A 19,681-nucleotide genomic window follows, 5' to 3' on the forward strand; every position below is an offset into this window, starting at 1 on the left:
TTTAATCACTTCTGAGCGCCGTAATTGGGTCAAGACTGGCAGCATTGCGAGCCGGAATTACGCCAGCCAATAACCCAATTACAAACGTTAAACCAAAGCCGAACAGTATTGACCAGAGCGAAATCACCAAGGGAAATTTAAACAAATTTGAGGCGGCAAAAGCGATCGCAATTCCCAGTCCAATACCAACTACCCCTCCAATTACCGCAATTACAACTGCTTCGGCTAAAAACTGGCTCAAAATCGCAGTGCTAGTCGCTCCAATCGCTTTGCGAATCCCGATTTCCCGCGTTCGTTCGACCACTGACACAAGCATTATATTGGCAATACCAATACCGCCAACAATTAAAGAAATTACCGCAACCGCCACTATCATTACGGTAAAAAGCTTAGATGTACTGGTCAGCGTGTTAATGATATCAGCCGAATTTACAGTCCGAAAATCATCTTTATCTCCTTTCTCTGGATAAATACCATGTCTTACCCGCAAGAGATTCGTAGTTTGATATTGAGCAGCGTCTAGCTGTTCCTGGCTTTTGACTTTGATATAAATTCCTCGAATGGCAATTCCCTTAACGGCATTATTTCCTACTAGCCGAGCAGACATATTGGTAAGCGGGATATAAATTTGTTCATCCGGGTTTTGTGGACCTTGCGCTCCCTTCGTCTCCATAACGCCAATCACATCATAGGTTTGTCCAGAGATGCGGATTTGTGCGCCTTCTGCAATACTTCCTGATCCCAGTAGTTCATCGCGTGCGGTGGGGCCTAAAACCGCCAGAGGTTTTGCGGCTTTGACTTCTTCCTCAGTAAAAAACCTGCCTGTTTGAGGATGGGTGTTGCGTACATCTGGATAATTGACATCAGTTCCAATAATCGTCATTGAGTCGTTGTTTTCGCCATAGACGACTTGGGCAGACTGTTGCAAAATAGCCGATACCCGCTCAACCCCTAAAACCTGTTGCGCGATCGCCTCAGCATCTTCTAAAGTCAATGTCGTAGCACTCCCAACGCCCTGTTGCACCGCGCCACTTCTAGATGCACCCGCCTGCACTTGCAAAATATCGGTTCCAAGTGATTGTAGTTGTTGCTCAGTTGCTTTTTGAGTGCCTTGACCAATGGCGGTGACAGCAATCACTGCCATAATGCCAATGATAATACCCAGCATTGTTAGCGCAGTGCGGAGTTTATTACTCCACAATGTCTCGAACGCCATTGTCAAAATTTCAACGGCTGATACAGAAGAACTGCGGATTAAAGTAGATGCCTGTTTAATTAATGGTTTGCGATTGCGTGATTTGATCATTGCTAAACTTTGCTTGTGACACTAAATCTAAGTACAGCATTTTATTAATTCGTAGCTAATTAAATTTGGTCATACTCTGCAATGCTATTTATCGGCTTGCATTGTTAATGCGTTGGTTTGCATTGTTAATGCGTCGGCTTGCATTGTTAATGCGTCGGCTTGCATTGTTAATGCGTCGGCTTGTTTTGTTAATGCGTCGGCTTGCATTGTTAATGCGTTGGCTTGTTTTGTTAATGCGTCGGCTTGCATTGTTAATGCGTTGGCTTGTTTTGTTAATGCGTCGGCTTGCATTGTTAATTCGTTGGCTTGTTTTGTTAATGCGTCGGCTTGCATTAAACTAGGCAAAACTATACTAAGGGCCACCAGGAGGAGGGCCACCCATACCGCCAGGAGAAATACCTCTGTTAGTATTACTATTTTTGTTAGAACTCGATGGCGCACTTACCAAAATATTTTCATTGCCTTGTAAACCGGATTGTACAACGGTTTTGTTATTTACCGTAGCTCCAGTTTTAATTGGCACAAATCGAGTGCTGCCATTTTCCGTAAGCACCTGTACTCCAGTGCCATTACTCTGACGAGCGATCGCTACTGTTGGTACAACAAGCACATTGTTTAATTCGCCTGCATCGAATTTTGCATCAACATTCATGCTTGGAAGCAAGAGAGTTTCAGGGTCAGTGAAATCCACTTTGACTTTAACGCTGGTAACATTGGTTGCCACAGTTGCCTGAGCTGCAATCTGGGCAACTTTTCCCTTAAAGGTTTTGTCAGGATAGGCATCGGCTGTAATGCTTACCGACTGCCCTACCTTTATTTTGCTAATATCGGTTTCGGCAATATTTGCCACAACCTGATAAGTTGATGCTAGCGACAGAATCGAAGAAGAGGTCGATCCCGAAACCGAACTCCCAGATGTAGTAGGTGTAACGAAATCACCTGGATCGGAATACTTGGAAGTCACAATACCAGTAAATGGGGCACGAATTTCTGTGTCTTGGATTTGTGTTTGAATCGTTTTTAGGCTACCCTGTTCCTGAAGCACTTGAGCGCGTGCAGCATCAATATCTTCCTGGCGGTTTCCTGCTTTTAGTAGTGCTAAAGCTTGCTGTTTTTCCTCAACCACAGCCTTTAGTTGCTCGATATCTTCTTTGCGTGACCCAGCTTTTTGCAATGCCAGCGCTTGCTGGGTTTCATTTACGGAAGCTTTAGCACTATCCTTGTCGGCACGTTTTTGGTTTAAAGTCTGAAGAGAAATAGCACCAGCATTGTATAGTTGCTGATTTCGGCTCAAATCATCTTCGGCTTTTGTTAAACTTGCTTGAGCGCTTTTTAAACGTGCATCAGCCTGAGCAATATCTTGAGAGCGATTACCTGCTTGTGCTTTTTCTAAAGTCGCTTGGGCTTGTTTTAATTGCGCCTGTGAAGCAGCAATATCTTGAGGACGATTACCAGCGATCGCCTTTTGCAAATTCGCTTGAGCAGAAGCCAGAGATCCCTGTGCTTGAATTAGTTGCCCTTGCAGATTTGAGTCATCCATATATGCCAGGATTTGCCCCGCTTTTACAGAGTCACCTTCATCTACTAGCAATTTCTTTAGCTGTCCAGAACTTTTGGGACTAACGTTAGTCGATTGTTTAGCTTCAACAGTACCGTTAGCTGAGATGGTAATTGGTAAGGTTTCTCGCTCAACCGGGATTGTCTGCATTTTGCTTCTGGCTTCTTGAGTTGAGGAAATCACCGTCTGACGGTAAACGAGGTATCCACCGCCTGTGAGTGAACTGAGTATCAATAACCCCATCAGCCATTTTGTCAGTTTGTCTTTTATCAAGCCTTTTTTAAAGGGTTTGAGTGTAATTTGTTGGGAAGAATTAAGTGTCATAGGCTATAAATGCACCTTGGTTGTAAACAACAATTGAGTCGTTGCGATCGCCTCCTGCAAGCAATTGATTAGTTGCTCGGAGGACGTGCTGGAATTCCCAATGCTTCTCGCAATTTCTCTTCGGTAACACCAAGTTTTGTAGCTGCTGCTTTCAAATCGGGACGGCGACGCTCTCCATCTGGTGGATTGGTTGGATTAGTGGGTACTCCCAAAGCTTCTTTTAAGTTGGCTTCGGTAACACCAAGTTTTTGAGCCGCAGCTGTAAAATCTATCTGACGGTGCGATCGCCTTTCTTGCGGTAGTTGGTCACGCGCTTGAGGAGAGTTTTGGGCGGTCAGATTCGGGCTACTGCCTGCTTGACCACAGGCTGTAAGCGTGAGGGAAATAGCTGCCAAAGCTAGAAATTGACGAGTAATCATAACAATCAATCTTGTTTTGCTGAGATTGGAAACAGTTGATAGTTTTAATTACACCAGCCCAATATGACAGCTTTCCCTTTGTCTGAATTACAAAATTGTAATAATAGCGATTCTCATTTGAATGATATTACACGGGTAGGGTAGCACAGCTAGCTGTGCTACCCTAAGTGGTTAATTATTTTTTCTAAGCCTGATATTCGTAGACGTAGCCTGTCATAGACATTGCTGGAAATTAGCGTTATAACTTTTCGCTAAATCCCCTTATGATAAGTAGAACCACATGAAAAAATCAAACTATCTAAATAAAAATAGGCTAAAACCCTCTTACCTTCTGCCTCCTGCCTTGTCTTAATGATAAATATTCACGCCAACCTACTTAACATTATTACGAACCAAAGATTTTTAAAGTTCGGTGTTTATTACGGACTATCCATAGTACAACAATTAGCAATACAAGCGCTTTGATCGTTGATGGCTCCATTACCTTCTTCACTTGCGTGGGGGTTTGAGGAGTAACATTACACGGAACCTCAATAATCTGTGTGTGATCGGAACCATTACCACTGGGAGTTAAATCGCATTCGCCTTTGTTGTTGAGAGACAAAGGTGCATTTCCTGGAGAAACAGGTGCAGGTGGTTGAGGAGATGAAGAAACAGGTGGTTGAACGGAGGAAACAGGTGGTTGAGCTGAAGAACTATCACTACCCAGTAGTAGAAGCAGAATTAAACCAAGACCCCCAACGCCGATTAATGGCCAAAGTGGAAAGGAACCAGAACTCTCTGGTACCAAAACATCTCCCGCAGAGCTAGGGAAAGCATCAAAAGCTAGTGTTTCTCCATCCAAGGCTAGTGGATTATCACTCAGCAAAGTATCTCCTGAGATATCTTCTCCTAAGAGCTGATTAAATTCCTCTGGAATCGCATTATTAGGCCGTCCGAGTTCTCCACCTTCTTCGGAGTATGGAAAAGATAGTACTTCAAAAATCTTTTGTTGGAGTTGGTTTTGATTTCCAGAACTCAACGCATCCAAGCCTGTAGAGATTTTATTTAAATAAAAATTTGTCATCTCTGGCGACAGACCTAGAGACTGAATCTGCTCTTGAATGTTGGAAATTTTTGAGGCTTCTTCAAACAGCAGTCGTCCGTATGACAATTTCAGGTCTAGTAATCCATTACGGAGGCTAACAGAGTCATTGACTCCTGAATATGGTGCCCAGTAGAACTGCTTGGTTACAAGTCCGAGTCCTTCTACTGGATTGCGACCAAAAGGTTGTCCAAGAACGTATTGAGATCCATCCATGATTGCGGGAGATGCATTTCTCCAAAATGAGGCGTAAGGCACCGCAGAGAGATTGGGATTATTGCCGTAGAAGCTAGCGAAATTCTGGAAGTTTTTCTCTCCACCGGCTGCTCGGATCAGAAGGTTTTGATAACTAGTTCCATTGTTTAACTCCACTAATTGTTGGATTACCGATCCAGTTTTATTACAAGTCAGACCAAATCCCACATCACATCCAGGAATGACTCGCATCTGGCTCAAACTTTGGTTATTAATTTGGTACTGGAGATACTCAGACTCCAGTCCTTGTTGGATACCATAGCGTCCAATATTTAGCTGTGCAAAAGCAGACTGACACGTAGTGAGGACTACTGCAACAGATGAAAATGCGATCGCTGCAAAGCGAACTACCTTCGGTATCGAAATTTTTTGAACAATTGATTTAGGCAAGATGCACCTCCACTAAACGACAGCAATTTAATTGGGGATTGGATATTGGGGATTGGGTATTGGGTAATGAGAAAGTATTCCTAAATATTTCTTTCCTATTTCTTATTCCCCAGTCCCCAGTCCCCAGTCCCTAATCCCTAATGCCCAATCCCCAATATCCAATCCCCAGTTCAACTCTTAGCTAAATAAATGTTGATCGTGATTCCTGTACCTTTAAGATTTCCTGATGAGAGTGTGTGATATAAGACTATCGCCCGGTTTGGTTGGTCAAAAAGATACCCACGACGTGTAGGTTTGATCTTCCCTTCCTTGACTAAGGAAACGAAGGCTTGTAGATATCTACGTATACCTTGACGGTTCTCTTTAGTAGTATTCGTATGACGCTCAATTAGCATCATAAAGAAGTCCAAGCTCCGATTTTCCTGCCCTTGAATCAGACTGCCTTCATCTAGAAAAGAACTTGCTATGAGCCTGCCATTAAGTTGTTTGACTTTAAATAAAGTAAAATAACGTCCCTCTTTTTTAGGATCGTTGGCATAACAGACCCAGGAACCCTCTTTATTTTGTGTAAAACCCTGTTCAGCAAGATAAGAAAGCAAAGAATTACTTGCTTTAGTTTGTGGTGGAGGTAATAAATCTTCAATAGGATCTAAAGAGCAAATCCTCTGTGTTGTTTTTTGTGGATAAACAGCAGGAGTCTGTTGGGTATTGACGCGAAAAGGCTTGTCATCAGACGTTTGTATTGTTTTTTGTGGATAAACAGCAGGAGTCTGCTGGGTATCGACCCAAAAAGGCTTCTCATCAGACGTTTGTGTTGTTTTTTGTGGATAAACAGCAGGAGTCTGCTGAGTATCGACCCGAAAAGGCTTCTCATCAGACATTGCCATGCTAGACATTGCAGCCAATGCAGATACCTGGAGAACGATCGCTCCAAACAAACGAACTATAATATTCATGTTTTTCCTGTTACTCTTACTGACTTTGTGAATAATCGAATTTTTACTAGATCGAGATTGATCTAGCAGTCCTAAATTATTTATTAGATTTAAGTGTTTGCCTAATTTGACCGAGCGTAGCTTAAGTTTTCACTAATCAAATAGGACTTTTATATAGGTAACTAAGCCCAAAGAGAATCAATATCTAAATAAAACACACAATGTTAATGTATTATTGACAATACAAATTGGGCTTTTTGATATTTTTACATATACAAAAAACTATTGACATTGTGTCAAAACTTTTCTATTTACTCTTGTCTAATTTTTTGCCATTCTAAGAGGGTTTTATGCCTTTTTTGCTGGCTATGATGATTCCGAAAAAAGAGCCTTAGTTAGCTCTTTAGTACCTTATATAAGCAGAGTTTCAAAAGCTCTGTGGTTTGTATATTAAGGCTTTTGGTGATTTCCTGGGTAGGTTGAATAATTTTTTGTTTTTTAGAGGTAGCACACCCAACTAGCTGTTTCAGCATGGTTAAAATTAATGTATAAAATAATATCTCCCTGACAGTAAGATAATATTACCATGAGCTTGAGACGTGCAACACTATTGTGGACAGTTGTCAAAGTTGTACATTGGGAATCGTGACTACCTCTTGATTAAATTTCATAGCAAATAGCTCAGAGGCAAGCTTAATCTATTTATACACTACTAGTATTAAGTTCTTAAGTAAGAGTAGTGTATAAATTAATAATTTATGTCTTAAATCTAACTTTAATAGAAATAAAACACTTGTAAATAAGAGATTGCGATCGCTAACCCAAGTTTTTAATTATCCTACACGATGTGCGACTTTTTTTATTCTTGTGGGATGAACATCTCGTCCGTCCTTTTTGGTATGGCAAAATGCCTATCCTACAATGGAATCAAGGTTTAACAAAATTAAGTTGCACACGGCGATATCTATGATGGGCTACACCTATGCATCAAACAAAGTTAAGTTAGATTACAAGTATAATTGTGATTTAGCACGCTGTTGTTGCCACAAACATTATAAGCCTGTAAGGCAGACATTTACGACTTCTCTAATACCAATTTAAAAAATGTTTGCGATAAATAGGGCATCCAAAATAAAATCATAGCCTCAACATTATCAATTTGAATAATGTTAAGGCTATCAGCATAGGAAACAGCAAATTATGTAAATAATTATTGATAAACAGAACTTACACATTCATAAATAAGAAAAAAAGCTCCTAGTAAGTCTAAAACTAGGAGCTAATAAATTCATTGCTTGATAATAGCAGTATATGCGTTTTTGATGAGTGTTTTCATCTACTTGAAGAATTAAGCTTAAGTTTGAAAGCAGATACTTTTGTAGGTTCGCACTTAAGTTTACTCAACTTCTAGAACTCTAATGCTGTAAAAGGTTTCCGCTTAGGGATTAGCGTAGTATTTGTAGTAAAGGGCAATTACCTGTACTTGCATTAATGTTAAACAATAAAACTAACTGCTTTAGCAATTTATCGTTCTTGCATTTCTTGCTGACGCATGGGCATAGCATCAATTTGCTTAAAAATTGCTGTCGCTTGTACTGGTGTCGTTTCTTGGCGCTTAACACCACCATCTTTGCCGATCAAAATAACACGAAAATTTTCTCGCTCAACCCCAAAACGATTTTGCAAATTTGCAACAGAAGACTCATCTATTAACTGTCCGTTGGCATAACTTTTATCTGTTGCCAAAACTTGAACAAGAACTAAATCTCGGTCTTTAAAACCATTTTGGTGCTGGTTAAATACCTGCATCTGTTGCTGATAGTTATGGTTCTCAACGGACGGTGCAAAGATTAGCAGCACCCGCTTTTGCCATTTTTGGGAACTGAGGTTAAATGAAGACATTTTGATAGTATGGGTTGAACCTTGGACAGTAGCAATGCTGACGGGCAATAAGGCTATAGACGTAGTGAGAGTCAGGGCGATTAATACTGATTTATTCATTTTAGTGATTGTTAAGCTCATAATATAGACTATGACACAAACGAGGTTTGATCGAATGTCAGAAGCTTTTTCAGACTCTTCTCAACTACAACAGTGGCATCAAGGTATTGAAATGGCTAACCGCAATAACATTTTCTGTCATTGTCGTAGTTGTAGGTATGAATGGGTGGACTCTGTGATTGATGCAGTCTGTTGTAAATGCGGCAGTAAAGATATTGAACATATCTCGTGCTGGCAGTTTCCAGATGATTGAATGAGTATCCAGATATGTGGCCGATAAAATAGCGATCGCTACTTTTGACATTTCTCTCAGAATTACTTTGTTAAGCTGCGGTAATGTCTGCTTGTGCATCGAAAGCGGAATTTTCAAAAATACTCCAGCACTTGATAGATCAACGGTTAACAGTACTCATATCAGGATAGCGTTCGCCAGCTGCCACATTTTTTGGTGCAACTGTTTCAAGTCGATTCAAATCTTGTTCAGTCAGGGTAATTTCGGTAGCTGCGATATTCTCTTCCAAGTAAGTACGGCGTTTTGTACCAGGTATTGGGACAATATCTTCTCCTTGAGCAAATAGCCATGCTAAAGCAAGCTGACTAGAAGTTACTCCTTTTTCGCTGGCGATCGCTTTGACTTGCTCTACTAATTGCAAGTTTTTAGAAAAATTCTCACCTTGAAAGCGAGGAGAATTTCTTCGATAGTCATCAGGTGCAAGATCGTCAGTGCTAGCGATCGCACCTGATAAAAATCCTCTTCCTAATGGGCTATAAGGAACAAACCCGATTCCTAATTCCCGCACGGTAGGTAAAATTTCATCCTCTGGCTCTCGACTCCAAAGAGAGTATTCTGTTTGCAGTGCAGTAATCGGGTGAACTGCTACAGCCCGTCGAATCGTCGCCGGAGCAGCTTCCGAAAGCCCCAAATAACGCACTTTTCCCAGCTTGACTAACTCTGCCATTGCCCCGACAGTATCTTCAATGGGGACAGTTGGATCTACTCGATGTTGATAATAAAGGTCAATCACTTCCACTCCCAAACGTTTTAGCGAGGCATCGCAAGCTTGATGGACATATTCTGGTCTGCCATCAACTCCTTTAAAACCACCATCTTCAGTACGGACATTGCCAAATTTAGTTGCTAAAACTACTCGATCTCGGCGATCTTTGATTGCTTTGCCTACTAGTTGCTCGTTGGTAAACGGCCCATACATATCAGCAGTATCGAGAAAATTCACTCCAAGTTCTAACGCCCGATGAATTGTTGCGATCGCCTCAGTTTCATCACGACCGCTATAGAACTCAGACATTCCCATGCAACCAAGTCCGATAGTTGAAACTTCTAACCCTTGTTTGCCTAGCTTTCTGGTTCTCATAAGATAATTTACTACTCAGTAATTGGTCTTAGAATATTACCTCTTTCAGGATTATCCTTTCCCTTCCACTAAGTCATCTATTATTAGAAGTATTTACTAATATAAGTAAGTTCATTTGTGGATACTTGACATTCATTTTATCAATCGTTTTAAGACAGCTTTCTAGCTCACGCACTTTTAATATGGGTTTTCTAGTAAATTACTAGCCAGTTGTAGTGAGGCGATGACCAAACGCTGTAAATTGGTTGCTGAGTTCTTTTACAGCATTGGGTCAACAACTGGCGATTTGTGGTTGTTCTGTTCTGTTGATATCTTATTTAAACTGCAAAATACAGAGTTGTAATGCCAAATTGCCAGAACCCGCTAACTTTTTTTTAGAGGAAAAGTGGAAAGAGCTGATTGCGGTTTAGTCAAATACCTCCACCAATTCAAGAGAAAACTTTTAGCAAAAGTTCGTTAACACGCACAAAAATAGTCGGTTATTACATACACTAGTCTGATTGTTATTCGTCAGAATATAGTGGTGCAATCTATTGTACTCTTACAAAAGCTAAATACAGAGGTAAACTATGTTTCCTTTTTGGGGTAATCCATGTTATGGAAGCGAACCCATTTCGCACAAAGCTAGCTTAGAGCGGAAATTAAAATTCTTGATTTGGATGCGAGATGATTTAGAGTCTAAATTAGCTGGTATTAATGCTTCTATTGATACCATTCGTCAGCAAATAGAACGTTCAAACTCATCTATTTAGAACTTAGCTGATAGAGCAATTCATCTCATCGCCTACCCGATAAGCAGGTGATGAGATGAATTGCAAGTTAGTTGATGACTATTAGCCTCGTTTCGGCTTACATCGTTTTTGGTAGGGTACTCTACTTAAAATGTATCATTGGCTGATTCTTTCTCTAACTGCTTACCTAATTACTCATTGAGTCTTATATTGTAGTTATTTAACTTGTTATTTTTTATGAGTCAGAATAAAATTTGATATGTGTGCATTAATTTTGATGCACATATATCAAATTTGAGTAATTTTTGATTGTTTTATCGCTGTAAAGGGAATTGAAACCTATGTCATTTGTTACAATGTCAAAATAAATCTGACTCGCTAGGATGGCATTAGAAATTTATAGCATTTGAGTATGACCAAGCAAGACATTCCACTTACGGGAGATGCACTGATTAAAGAAGTCTGTCGGCGGATTAGAGTAGCCCGCAGCTATTGGGATGCTCACAACAATGCTGCTTGTCGGGGCGAACGCGATCGCGCTTTATCCCTTTACAATACCCTGACTAAGGAAGAAAAAGACCAAATTCCGCAAGTGTTGCGGGTGTGGTTGCGTTACCGCAGTGAGAAATATTTTGGCGCACACCGAACGCCGCCAAAGTCAGCACGAAAATCAAAATATATCTAATCTCTAACTGACCAATTATATAGTTACCCGCCTGAAGACCAACGTACAGGCAAAAGTGCGCCCACGCTAAAAACCACAGCTAACCCACCCATACCAAACATTCCCCAAGGTACTAAGCCTTCCAACGGATTCACCACTCGTGCAGTGCTTATCGGTTGTTTAGGATTGTAACGTACCACTACCATCTCACCGTTGCTGGAGCGGTAGGACTCATAACTGCCTGTAAAACGAGTACGTTCACCGTTGGCTAGAAACTCGATAACTGGCGCATAGGTTTCTTTTTGCTCATTATCATTATTGTTTGTACTGCTGCGATCGCGACGACTGATGCTATCTACCACTGTGCCGCGTGTTTCGTTTAGCGTTGCACTTTCGTGCGCGATAATGTTACGTACCCAAAAACCGCCCCCAATGAATAGTAATCCAATTACTAGCCCTATACTTGCGCTTAGTTTCTCGTCAAAAGTGTTTTGGTGAGGTTTGAAATTCATGGGTTTGACGATGGCACAACAATAAATTTCATCACAGCATATCGACTATAGCTTACATTTGAAACATTTTTATTTGGCACTACTAACCTTATAACTGCGTCAAATATCTTGCAGCGAAATTACTGCATCAGTTTTCCTGGTGTAGCAATTTAACGTTTATATGGTATTAAATATAACCAATTAACCTCATTTAGTAAGCAGAAGTAATGACAGTTCAATTTTGGGAAAAAAGTAGAAAAATTAATGCAACTCTAACTAACTTACTATTTAAGCCTGTACACAGACAAGTACTACTAGGTTTAAGCAAGCTACACGTAGCGAGTCAAGAGACATCGCCGTGGCTTTTGAAAAAGCGTCTGTTGCCATTATTATGTCTAATATCATTTTTTCTGGTATTGTTACTCAACAGCTTTGCCCCTGCCGTTGCCCAACTACCTCCTCAACCTCGTCAGGAAATTCGGGGAGTGTGGCTAAGTGGTAACGATTTTAGCGTTTTTAGAAATCGTTCACAGGTGCAAACAGCCATGAGCCAACTGCGGCAGTTAAATTTTAATACTGTTTATCCCGTAGTCTGGAATGATGGTTATACACAATATCCCAGCGCCATCATGCAGAAAATGGGTATTCCCTTTTTCTTCAAAGGAATAGATGGACAAGATGTAATTGCAGACATTATCACTCAAGCTCGCAGACAAGGGTTACTAGCAATACCCTGGTTTGAATTTGGTTTTATGGTTCCTCTAACTTCGGAACTCGCATCACAGCATCCAGATTGGCTAACCCAAAAAGGGGATGGCACTCAAACTTCAATTAGTGCTGCGGGTGAAGTGGCGTGGTTAAATCCCTTTCACCCGGAAGTGCAAAACTTTATCCGCGAACTCGTCATGGAAGTTATGACTCAATATGATGCTGATGGCATTCAATTTGACGACCATACAAGTTTACCTGTAGAATTTGGTTACGATAAGTACACGATAAGTCTATATACTCAAGAAACTGGCAATCCTCCTCCACCGAATCCCCTAGCCCAAGCATGGATAAAATGGCGGGCAGATAAAATTAGTGCCTTCATGGTAGACCTTTACCAAACTGTGAAAGCTAGAAAACCGAATGCTATTTTTTCAGTTGCTCCTAATTACTATAATTTCGCCTATAAAATGCAACTGCAAGATTGGCTAAACTGGGTACGGTTAGGTATTGTCGATGAGTTGGTGATGCAGGTGTACCGAAATGATGTGGAAAGTTTTATCGCTCAAATTACCCGCCCAGAAATTTTAGAAACCCAACAAATCATCCCAACTGGTATCGGTATTATGGCGGGGTTACGAAATCGCCCAGTTGCCATCCCACAAATCAAATCTCAGGTAGAAGCAGTCCAACAACGCGGTTTAGGTATCGGCTTTTTCTACTACGAAAGCCTTTGGGATATTGCCCCTGAACCAGCAGCACAACGCCAGTCGGCATTTGCGGCTCTTTTCCCAAATTCAGCGTTGCGCGATATCTCGCAAAATACACCCCGCAAGCCAACTTTTAACACCGTATCTTTACCTTTATATCCCAAACCTTCCGTTGGGCAACGTGTTCGTGGGTATTTTTTGGAAGTTGCGATCGCAAATGGTCAACCAAAACGTATTTTATTAGATACAGGGTCAGCAGGGCTAAGAGTTCCCAAAGAGTTTTTAGGTAATTCTCCGATCCGAAGAACAGGTCAAAATATCAAGGAGGTATTAAGTGATGGTACTATCCTAGAAGGAGAATTAGTTTACACTAATGTCCGCTTTGGTTTGATTCCCACCGCCGAACCTGTTCCCGTACAAGTTGTTACTAGTCGCCAGTGTACTCCCCAAAAACCTAAATGTTCGGCAAATAGTGGTATACCATTTTCTGGAATTATCGGTGTTAACTATTTTGAAAAATCACTTCCCTATAACCCGTTGCGAAAATTATCAGGCAATCTGAGTAACGGATTTATCGTCGTTGGTAATGGTGGTAGTAACAATGGCAGCCTAATTCTCGGTTTAACTGCTGAGAATCAAGCAGGTTTCAAAATGGCTTCTTGGAGTGAACAACCTGAAATTAATGGTGTACCGGGTAAAAGATGGGACTCTCAACTGAGTAAAGTTTGTTTAACTCTTGCTGGAAGTTCTGCGAAAAATTCGTGTAATAGTAGAGCGATCGCTGATACTGGAACTATTAATGGTTTGACTGAATTCAAGTCAGCTTCTACAGCAGGTAAACTCAAACCAGGAGTATTAGGGTCAGCAAATGCTGTAAAAGTAGGAATTAATGGCATTTTTGATTACAGTTTGACACCAGGAACTCGTGACGGATTTAATCGCTGGAATTTGAGTATCTCGCCACAAGCAGAACTGCCTATATTTGTAAATCCTGGCATCGCCTTGTTTGATAAATACGATGTACTCTTTGACCAAGTTAATGGTAAACAAGGTTTTCGCAGTCGGCGATGAGAAGAAATTAAATTTTGCGTCCAGTGGACAGTTAAACATGACAAGGTGATTTTAATCACGCTTCTCGTCCAGTGCTTTTTCAGCAGCAGCTACTGCAATTTCAGTAGCCTGTTGTTTTTCAAACTTTAATTTGTTCTGCCACCATGCGATCCAGCCGGATATTGCACACACAAAAGCCAACAGAAAGCTGGCTAAATTAGCATCAAATTTCATGATTAAGAAAGTTAATCTTGAAACTTTCAGTTACCCTGAAGTTAGTTGCCTAATTAATATTGATTGTTGTATAGCATAGAATAGATGACTGAACAAACTTCTAGAATTTGTATCCTTGGCGGAGGCTTTGGTGGTCTCTACACAGCCCTGCGGTTAAGCCAATTACCTTGGGAATCTACGCAAAAACCGGAAATTGTTCTGGTAGATCAAAGCGATCGCTTCCTGTTCTCTCCTTTACTTTATGAATTACTCACTGGCGAATTGCAAACCTGGGAAATTGCTCCACCCTTTGAAGAAGTTTTGCAAGGGACAGGAGTGCGTTTTTATCAAGGTGTTGTGTCTGGAATTGACATCGACCAACAACGGGTAAATATACAAGAAGGCCCGGAAATTCCTTACGACCGATTAGTGCTGGCGCTAGGAGGTGAGACACCCCTAGATTTAGTCCCTGGTGCAACAGAGTACGCCTACACATTCCGCACAATCTCTGATGCCTATCGTTTAGAAGAACGCCTGCGATTTTTAGAAGAATCGGATGCTGATAAAATTCGGGTAGCGATCGTTGGGGCTGGCTACAGTGGTGTAGAGTTAGCTTGTAAATTAGCTGACAGACTAGGCGAAAGAGGACGCTTTCGGATTGTTGAAATTGCCGACCAAATTTTGCGAACTTCCCCAGAGTTTAATCGGGAAGCAGCAAAGAAAGCTCTAGAAGCCCGTGGTGTATTTCTTGACTTAGAAACCAAAGTAGAATCAATAGAGCAAAATAGCATTTCCCTAGAGTACAAAAACCAGTTAGATACAATTCCCGTGGAATTGGTAATTTGGACTGTAGGAACTAGGGTTGCACCCGTAGTGAAATCTCTTCCTCTCAAGCAAAATCAGCGTGGTCAAATTACCACTACATCCAATCTGCAAGTCCTTGATCGTCCAGAAATCTATGCCTTGGGAGATTTAGCAGACTGTCATGATGCCCAAGGACAACAAGTCCCCGCTACTGCACAAGCAGCTTTTCAACAAGCTGATTATACTGCTTGGAATATCTGGGCAACTCTGACTAATCGTCCCCTCCTTCCCTTCCACTACCAACAGTTAGGAGAAATGATGGCACTAGGAGTAGACAACGCTACTCTCACTGGTTTGGGAATTAAACTAGATGGCCCCTTGGCATACGTCGCCCGTCGTGCTGCTTATTTATATAGGTTGCCAACTTTAGAGCATCAGCTTAAAGTTGGTTTTAATTGGCTAGCCCGTCCAATAATAGAAACGCTTTCTCGATAAATTTCAAGGTTGGTCATTAGTCATTTGTCCTTCATTGGACAGGTTATTCTCCTTGTCTTCCTAGTCCCCAATCCCTATTACCCCTTATCCCCAGAGGGGGCCCCACCTTCCCCAGTCTCCAATCCCCAATTCAATCAAACTTTGATGGAACAACCGAAAGTTATTTTTTTAGATGCTGTGGGTACACTCTTTGATGTCAAAGGTGGTGTGGGCGAAGTTTATAGTCAGATAGCCCAGGAATTTGGCGTTACAGTTTCAGCCGAAACATTAAATACAGCCTTCATCCAAAGTTTTAAAGCAGCGCCGCCGCCGATATTTCTAGATGCAGAACTGCAAGATATTCCCCAGCGCGAGTTTGATTGGTGGCGGATAATTGCTCTGAACACTTTTGAAAAGGCAGGTGTTCTCAAGGAATTTTCTGACTTTTCGGCTTTTTTTAGCGAACTTTACATCCACTTTGGCACTGGCGAACCGTGGTTTGTCTATCCCGATGTCTTACCAGCTTTAATCAACTGGCGGCGGTTGGGAGTTACTTTGGGAGTGCTGTCCAATTTTGATTCTCGGATTTACTCAGTATTGCAAAGCTTGGGATTGAGAGAGTTTTTTACCTCCGTCACCATTTCTACCCAGGTACGTGCAGCTAAACCCGATCCGCAAATTTTTGCCATTGCCTTAGATAAACATAAATGTTCCCCAGAAGCGGCATGGCATATCGGCGATAGCATTGTAGAAGACTATCATGCAGCTAAAGCAGCTGGACTCAGAGGTGTTTGGATTAATCGCCAGTAAATAGTTCACAAACTTTCACAAACCTTTGGAAAATCATGGTTTCAGCCCACATAAATCAGAAGCAGGACTTACGCAACTGACACAACGCGATCGCCTGCGTTCTTTAACTTTCTTTCCTCATCTCAAGATATAGCAGGAGGCAGGAGGCAGGAGGCAGAGGGCAGTTCTTGCTGGAGGTAAAACTATTGCTAACTCTCTTCTTTCACCCCATCCTTATGTCCTAAAGAGTGTAACTACGGCTATAATAATATACTCGATGAAATAATTACACATCGTTAGTAAAAGTTGCATGAAGTGCAGTGGCAATTTTTACAAAAACTTCACTTGCTAAGGAAGTGCGATCGCTGGTTGCAATCGGATTTCCAGTATCTCCGCCACTACAAATATGGGAATCAATAGGAATTTGTCCCAATAGAGGTGCTTGTAATTCTGCTGCGAGTTGTTCGCCGCCACCACTGCCAAAAATTGAAGTGCGTGAACCACAATCACTACAGATTAAATAACTCATATTTTCTACGATACCCAGAACGGGAACACCGACTTGGCGAAACATATATATGTTACGACGAACATCGGCGATCGCAACTTGCTGAGGAGTAGTTACTAAAATAACTCCACAAACTGGACTTTCTTGGATAATTGTTATTTGAGCATCACCTGTACCAGGAGGTAAATCTATTAATAAATAATCCAATTCGCCCCATTCTACATCTTGCAGAAATTGGGTAATAATTTTGTGCAGTACAGGCCCCCGCCATGCTAGAGGACGATTAGCTTCTGCAAGTAAACCCACTGACATTAATTTTATTCCTTGCACTTCTAAAGGTAAAAACTTATCACCTGTAGGAGTATGAATAACTTCAACATCAGTTTGTCCTAAACCCAACATTTGCGGCAAATTAGGGCCATAAATATCAGCATCTAATAGCCCCACTTTTGCACCTTGTAAGCTTAAAGCTGTGGCTATATTTACGGCTGTCGTTGATTTACCTACACCACCTTTACCGCTAGAAATACCCACAGTTATTTTCACACCGGGAATTGTGCAGATTTGAATATAAGCTTTTTTGCACCAAGATAAAGATGATAATTTAGATTCAATTTCTGGCTTTAAGTGTTGCTGATGAAAACCTATATATAAACGTAAGTAAACATAGTCATCAACTATACGTAGATTTCGCACCATCCCCAAACTAACGATGTCATTTTTTAAGGTAGGTTCGATAATTTGTTTGAGCAGTTGGATAACTTCTTGCTGATAGGCTGTAGTCATATTTTCTGGAGGCTAAAAGGGGAATAATGCCTAGATATTGATAACTCCACAAAAATATTACTGTCAAATAAAAATGCGTGTTCGACTGATGCGTATATCATAACTATCAATATGTAATTTTATTTTGATTGTAATCTAAAATTCAATTTAGTTAAATATGCTGTATCTGTAACCTTTAATAATTTATCAATATGTCTTACGCACTTGTACATTACCCCAACATTAATACAGAGTATATCAATCACATAAGGCAGAAATATGACCCACAATTTTATTTAATTGAACCACATATTACATTTGTATTTCCCATTATTGAATTTATCAGTGAAAAAAAATTCATTCTTCATATTGAGAGAATATTGAGTAAGCGGAAAACATTTTTTATTCATCTCAAAGGATTGCAAAAATCATGGGATGATCATCTTTTTTTAATGGTTGAAGAAGGAAAATTAGATATTATCAAATTACATCATGAATTATATACAGGGATCTTAGCTGAACATTGTAGAGATAATTTACTATTTGTTCCGCATTTAACGCTAGGAGGATTTACAAAAGATACAGATAAATTTTTGCAAATGTTAGAAGAAGCACAGCATTTAGATTTAAATTATCATTGTGTTGTAGATAAGCTCCACCTGATAAATATTAATGATGAGCAGAGGTCAATAATTTGGAGTAAAGAATTTGCATTGCGAAATTAGCAATGCTTTAATCGTGTTGGAATTACTAAGTTACCAAGAACAATCGCTCTCATTTAAGTTTTCTCCAAAATTCCTCTCACCCAAGCTTCTTTGCTAGCGACAATCAAACAATTGTAAACTTGCAGATTTATTCTAGGAAATAGATTTACCATTGTGCTTTTCTTAATTATTTACTACTCCCTTAAAACTATTTTATCTGGTTGAATCTTTTGCATTGCCCGTTGTGCTTGGATAGATACTTCTTTATCAGGGTCATCTAAGGCTTGTTGTAGAGGAATAATAGCATCAGGATTAGCTAAGTTACCAAGTGCGATCGCAGCTTCTTTGCGGACATCTGGATATTCATCTGTTAATGCTTGAATTAATCTCGGCATAACTTGAATATCTGGGATTTTTTGTAAAGCTTGTGCTGCTGATTTCCGCACTTGCCAATGTTCATCATCTAAAGCTATTTCTAATGCTGAAATTGCTTGAGAATTTTCATGAGTAGCTAGAGATTTGGCTGCATTACGACGCACTTGCCAGTCACTATCATTTATGAGTGCTTGATTAAGCTTAGTAATTACTTCTACATCTTGTAAATGTCCTAGACTTAACGCAGCTGCACGACGCACAACTGCTGATTTATCAAAGATTAAATCCAACGCTTGAGGACATTTCTCTATTTGATTGATATATCGCAACGTAGTAATTGCTGCTTCCCTTAACTCAGGATTACTTGATTTTAAAAATGGTAAGATATAAGGTAAAGATTGAATATCATGGATTTTTCGCAACAGCATTAAAGTATTTAGTTGTGTATTTACATTATCACTCTGAAGTTTATCTAGTAACAGTAGTAAATCGTCCTGGGTAACTAACTCGTTTAAAGCTGATGCAGCTTCAGTGCGAATATCTGCATCTACGGAACTGAGACATTCAATTAAGGTAGGAATAGCTGATGAATTAGCAATCTCCCAAAGGGCAGATATAGCTATTTTTTGAACAGCAATAGATTCATCTTGTAAAGCGATGATTAATGCGTCTACTGTTTCTTCTTCGCCAAGATGTTGTAATGTTTTGACGGCTACTAAGCGGTCATTTACGTCAGGCGATCGCAACATTTCTAGCCAATACTGGATGTTATTATTTTCATTCATTATTAAAAACACAGAAAGATAATCTTTAACGTAGTAAAAAGGGAATTTGCACGGTAATAGCATTTGTTGGACATTCTTTTTCACAAGGTAGACAAAACCAACACTCATCATATTTCATGTAGGCTTTGCCTGTCTCTGGATTTTTTGCCAACACATCCAAGGGACAAACTTCAATACAGGCTGTGCATTTTTCTAAACATTTCGATTCATCAACAATCACAGGAACATCTATTCTTTGATTAATTAAAGCCATAAAACTGCTCCA

At 40.3% G+C, this 19,681-nt stretch carries 20 protein-coding genes; 7 read left to right on the forward strand and 13 right to left on the reverse strand.

Annotated elements, in window-relative coordinates; translation table 11 throughout:
* Position 1: 1 nt before the first annotated feature.
* From V7K79_RS27795 to V7K79_RS27825, 7 genes are all read right to left on the reverse strand, one after another.
* Positions 2-1,216, reverse strand: coding sequence for an ABC transporter permease (locus V7K79_RS27795; RefSeq protein WP_442938976.1), 1,215 nt, complete (start codon positions 1,214-1,216; stop codon positions 2-4).
* Between the two features lie 174 nt (positions 1,217-1,390).
* On the reverse strand, positions 1,391-1,669 hold the full coding sequence (locus V7K79_RS27800; protein ID WP_335052450.1) for a hypothetical protein: 279 nt from the start codon (positions 1,667-1,669) through the stop codon (positions 1,391-1,393).
* Positions 1,659-3,188 carry an efflux RND transporter periplasmic adaptor subunit gene (locus V7K79_RS27805; protein WP_335052452.1) on the reverse strand — a complete coding sequence of 510 codons (1,530 nt, stop codon included), beginning with the start codon at positions 3,186-3,188 and terminating at the stop codon, positions 1,659-1,661. Before V7K79_RS27805 ends, V7K79_RS27800 begins: the two co-directional genes overlap by 11 nt.
* Before the next feature lie 68 nt (positions 3,189-3,256).
* Positions 3,257-3,607, reverse strand: coding sequence for a hypothetical protein (locus tag V7K79_RS27810; protein WP_335052454.1), 351 nt, complete (start codon positions 3,605-3,607; stop codon positions 3,257-3,259).
* Positions 3,608-3,992: 385 nt separating this feature from the next.
* Positions 3,993-5,336 carry a hypothetical protein gene (locus V7K79_RS27815; protein ID WP_335052456.1) on the reverse strand — a complete coding sequence of 448 codons (1,344 nt, stop codon included), beginning with the start codon at positions 5,334-5,336 and terminating at the stop codon, positions 3,993-3,995.
* Positions 5,337-5,506: 170 nt separating this feature from the next.
* Positions 5,507-6,292, reverse strand: a complete 786-nt coding sequence (locus tag V7K79_RS27820) for a hypothetical protein (RefSeq protein WP_335052457.1) — start codon at positions 6,290-6,292, stop codon at positions 5,507-5,509.
* Positions 6,293-7,795: 1,503 nt separating this feature from the next.
* Positions 7,796-8,272 carry a DUF4174 domain-containing protein gene (locus tag V7K79_RS27825; RefSeq protein ID WP_335052459.1) on the reverse strand — a complete coding sequence of 159 codons (477 nt, stop codon included), beginning with the start codon at positions 8,270-8,272 and terminating at the stop codon, positions 7,796-7,798.
* Positions 8,273-8,327: 55 nt separating this feature from the next.
* Between V7K79_RS27825 and V7K79_RS27830 the strand changes: the two genes are divergently transcribed.
* Complete coding sequence (locus V7K79_RS27830; protein ID WP_335052461.1) at positions 8,328-8,525, forward strand: hypothetical protein; 198 nt, start codon at positions 8,328-8,330, stop codon at positions 8,523-8,525.
* 139 nt (positions 8,526-8,664) lie between these two features.
* On the opposite strand, the gene V7K79_RS27835 is transcribed toward V7K79_RS27830, so the two are convergent.
* Positions 8,665-9,645: an aldo/keto reductase gene (locus V7K79_RS27835; protein ID WP_335052463.1), complete on the reverse strand. Its 981-nt coding sequence runs from the start codon at positions 9,643-9,645 to the stop codon at positions 8,665-8,667.
* Positions 9,646-10,214: 569 nt separating this feature from the next.
* Between V7K79_RS27835 and V7K79_RS27840 the strand changes: the two genes are divergently transcribed.
* Entirely contained in the window at positions 10,215-10,397 is a 183-nt protein-coding gene (locus tag V7K79_RS27840; protein WP_099101968.1) for a hypothetical protein, read from the forward strand.
* Between the two features lie 391 nt (positions 10,398-10,788).
* Complete coding sequence (locus V7K79_RS27845) at positions 10,789-11,061, forward strand: Precorrin-3B methylase (protein WP_335052465.1); 273 nt, start codon at positions 10,789-10,791, stop codon at positions 11,059-11,061.
* Positions 11,062-11,084: 23 nt separating this feature from the next.
* On the opposite strand, the gene V7K79_RS27850 is transcribed toward V7K79_RS27845, so the two are convergent.
* Positions 11,085-11,552, reverse strand: a complete 468-nt coding sequence (locus tag V7K79_RS27850) for a DUF3592 domain-containing protein (protein ID WP_335052467.1) — start codon at positions 11,550-11,552, stop codon at positions 11,085-11,087.
* Positions 11,553-11,758: 206 nt separating this feature from the next.
* Here V7K79_RS27850 and V7K79_RS27855 point away from each other — a divergent pair, with 206 nt between their 5' ends.
* Complete coding sequence (locus V7K79_RS27855) at positions 11,759-14,020, forward strand: family 10 glycosylhydrolase (protein WP_335052469.1); 2,262 nt, start codon at positions 11,759-11,761, stop codon at positions 14,018-14,020.
* 51 nt (positions 14,021-14,071) lie between these two features.
* Here the strand turns inward: V7K79_RS27855 and V7K79_RS27860 are convergent, their stop codons facing one another.
* A complete protein-coding gene (locus V7K79_RS27860) occupies positions 14,072-14,233 on the reverse strand; it encodes a hypothetical protein (protein ID WP_335052471.1) in 162 nt (53 codons plus the stop codon).
* 84 nt (positions 14,234-14,317) lie between these two features.
* Here V7K79_RS27860 and V7K79_RS27865 point away from each other — a divergent pair, with 84 nt between their 5' ends.
* Both V7K79_RS27865 and V7K79_RS27870 read left to right on the forward strand, forming a co-directional pair.
* The gene (locus V7K79_RS27865) at positions 14,318-15,511 is read left to right on the forward strand and encodes an NAD(P)/FAD-dependent oxidoreductase (protein ID WP_335052473.1); all 1,194 of its coding nucleotides are present in this window, start codon (positions 14,318-14,320) and stop codon (positions 15,509-15,511) included.
* 144 nt (positions 15,512-15,655) lie between these two features.
* Positions 15,656-16,300 carry an HAD-IA family hydrolase gene (locus tag V7K79_RS27870; protein WP_335052475.1) on the forward strand — a complete coding sequence of 215 codons (645 nt, stop codon included), beginning with the start codon at positions 15,656-15,658 and terminating at the stop codon, positions 16,298-16,300.
* Positions 16,301-16,565: 265 nt separating this feature from the next.
* Here V7K79_RS27870 and V7K79_RS27875 read toward each other — a convergent pair whose 3' ends face one another.
* Positions 16,566-17,573, reverse strand: a complete 1,008-nt coding sequence (locus V7K79_RS27875) for an Mrp/NBP35 family ATP-binding protein (protein WP_335052476.1) — start codon at positions 17,571-17,573, stop codon at positions 16,566-16,568.
* Between the two features lie 191 nt (positions 17,574-17,764).
* On the opposite strand from V7K79_RS27875, the gene V7K79_RS27880 reads away from it, so the two are divergent.
* Positions 17,765-18,277 carry a 2'-5' RNA ligase family protein gene (locus V7K79_RS27880; RefSeq protein ID WP_335052478.1) on the forward strand — a complete coding sequence of 171 codons (513 nt, stop codon included), beginning with the start codon at positions 17,765-17,767 and terminating at the stop codon, positions 18,275-18,277.
* A 173-nt stretch (positions 18,278-18,450) separates the two neighbouring features.
* On the opposite strand, the gene V7K79_RS27885 is transcribed toward V7K79_RS27880, so the two are convergent.
* The gene (locus tag V7K79_RS27885; protein ID WP_335052480.1) at positions 18,451-19,416 is read right to left on the reverse strand and encodes a HEAT repeat domain-containing protein; all 966 of its coding nucleotides are present in this window, start codon (positions 19,414-19,416) and stop codon (positions 18,451-18,453) included.
* Positions 19,417-19,441: 25 nt separating this feature from the next.
* A complete protein-coding gene (locus V7K79_RS27890; protein WP_012408944.1) occupies positions 19,442-19,669 on the reverse strand; it encodes a 4Fe-4S dicluster domain-containing protein in 228 nt (75 codons plus the stop codon).
* Positions 19,670-19,681 lie beyond the last annotated feature (12 nt).

It is taken from the genome of Nostoc sp., from assembly GCF_036917575.1.
Taxonomy (GTDB): domain Bacteria; phylum Cyanobacteriota; class Cyanobacteriia; order Cyanobacteriales; family Nostocaceae; genus Nostoc.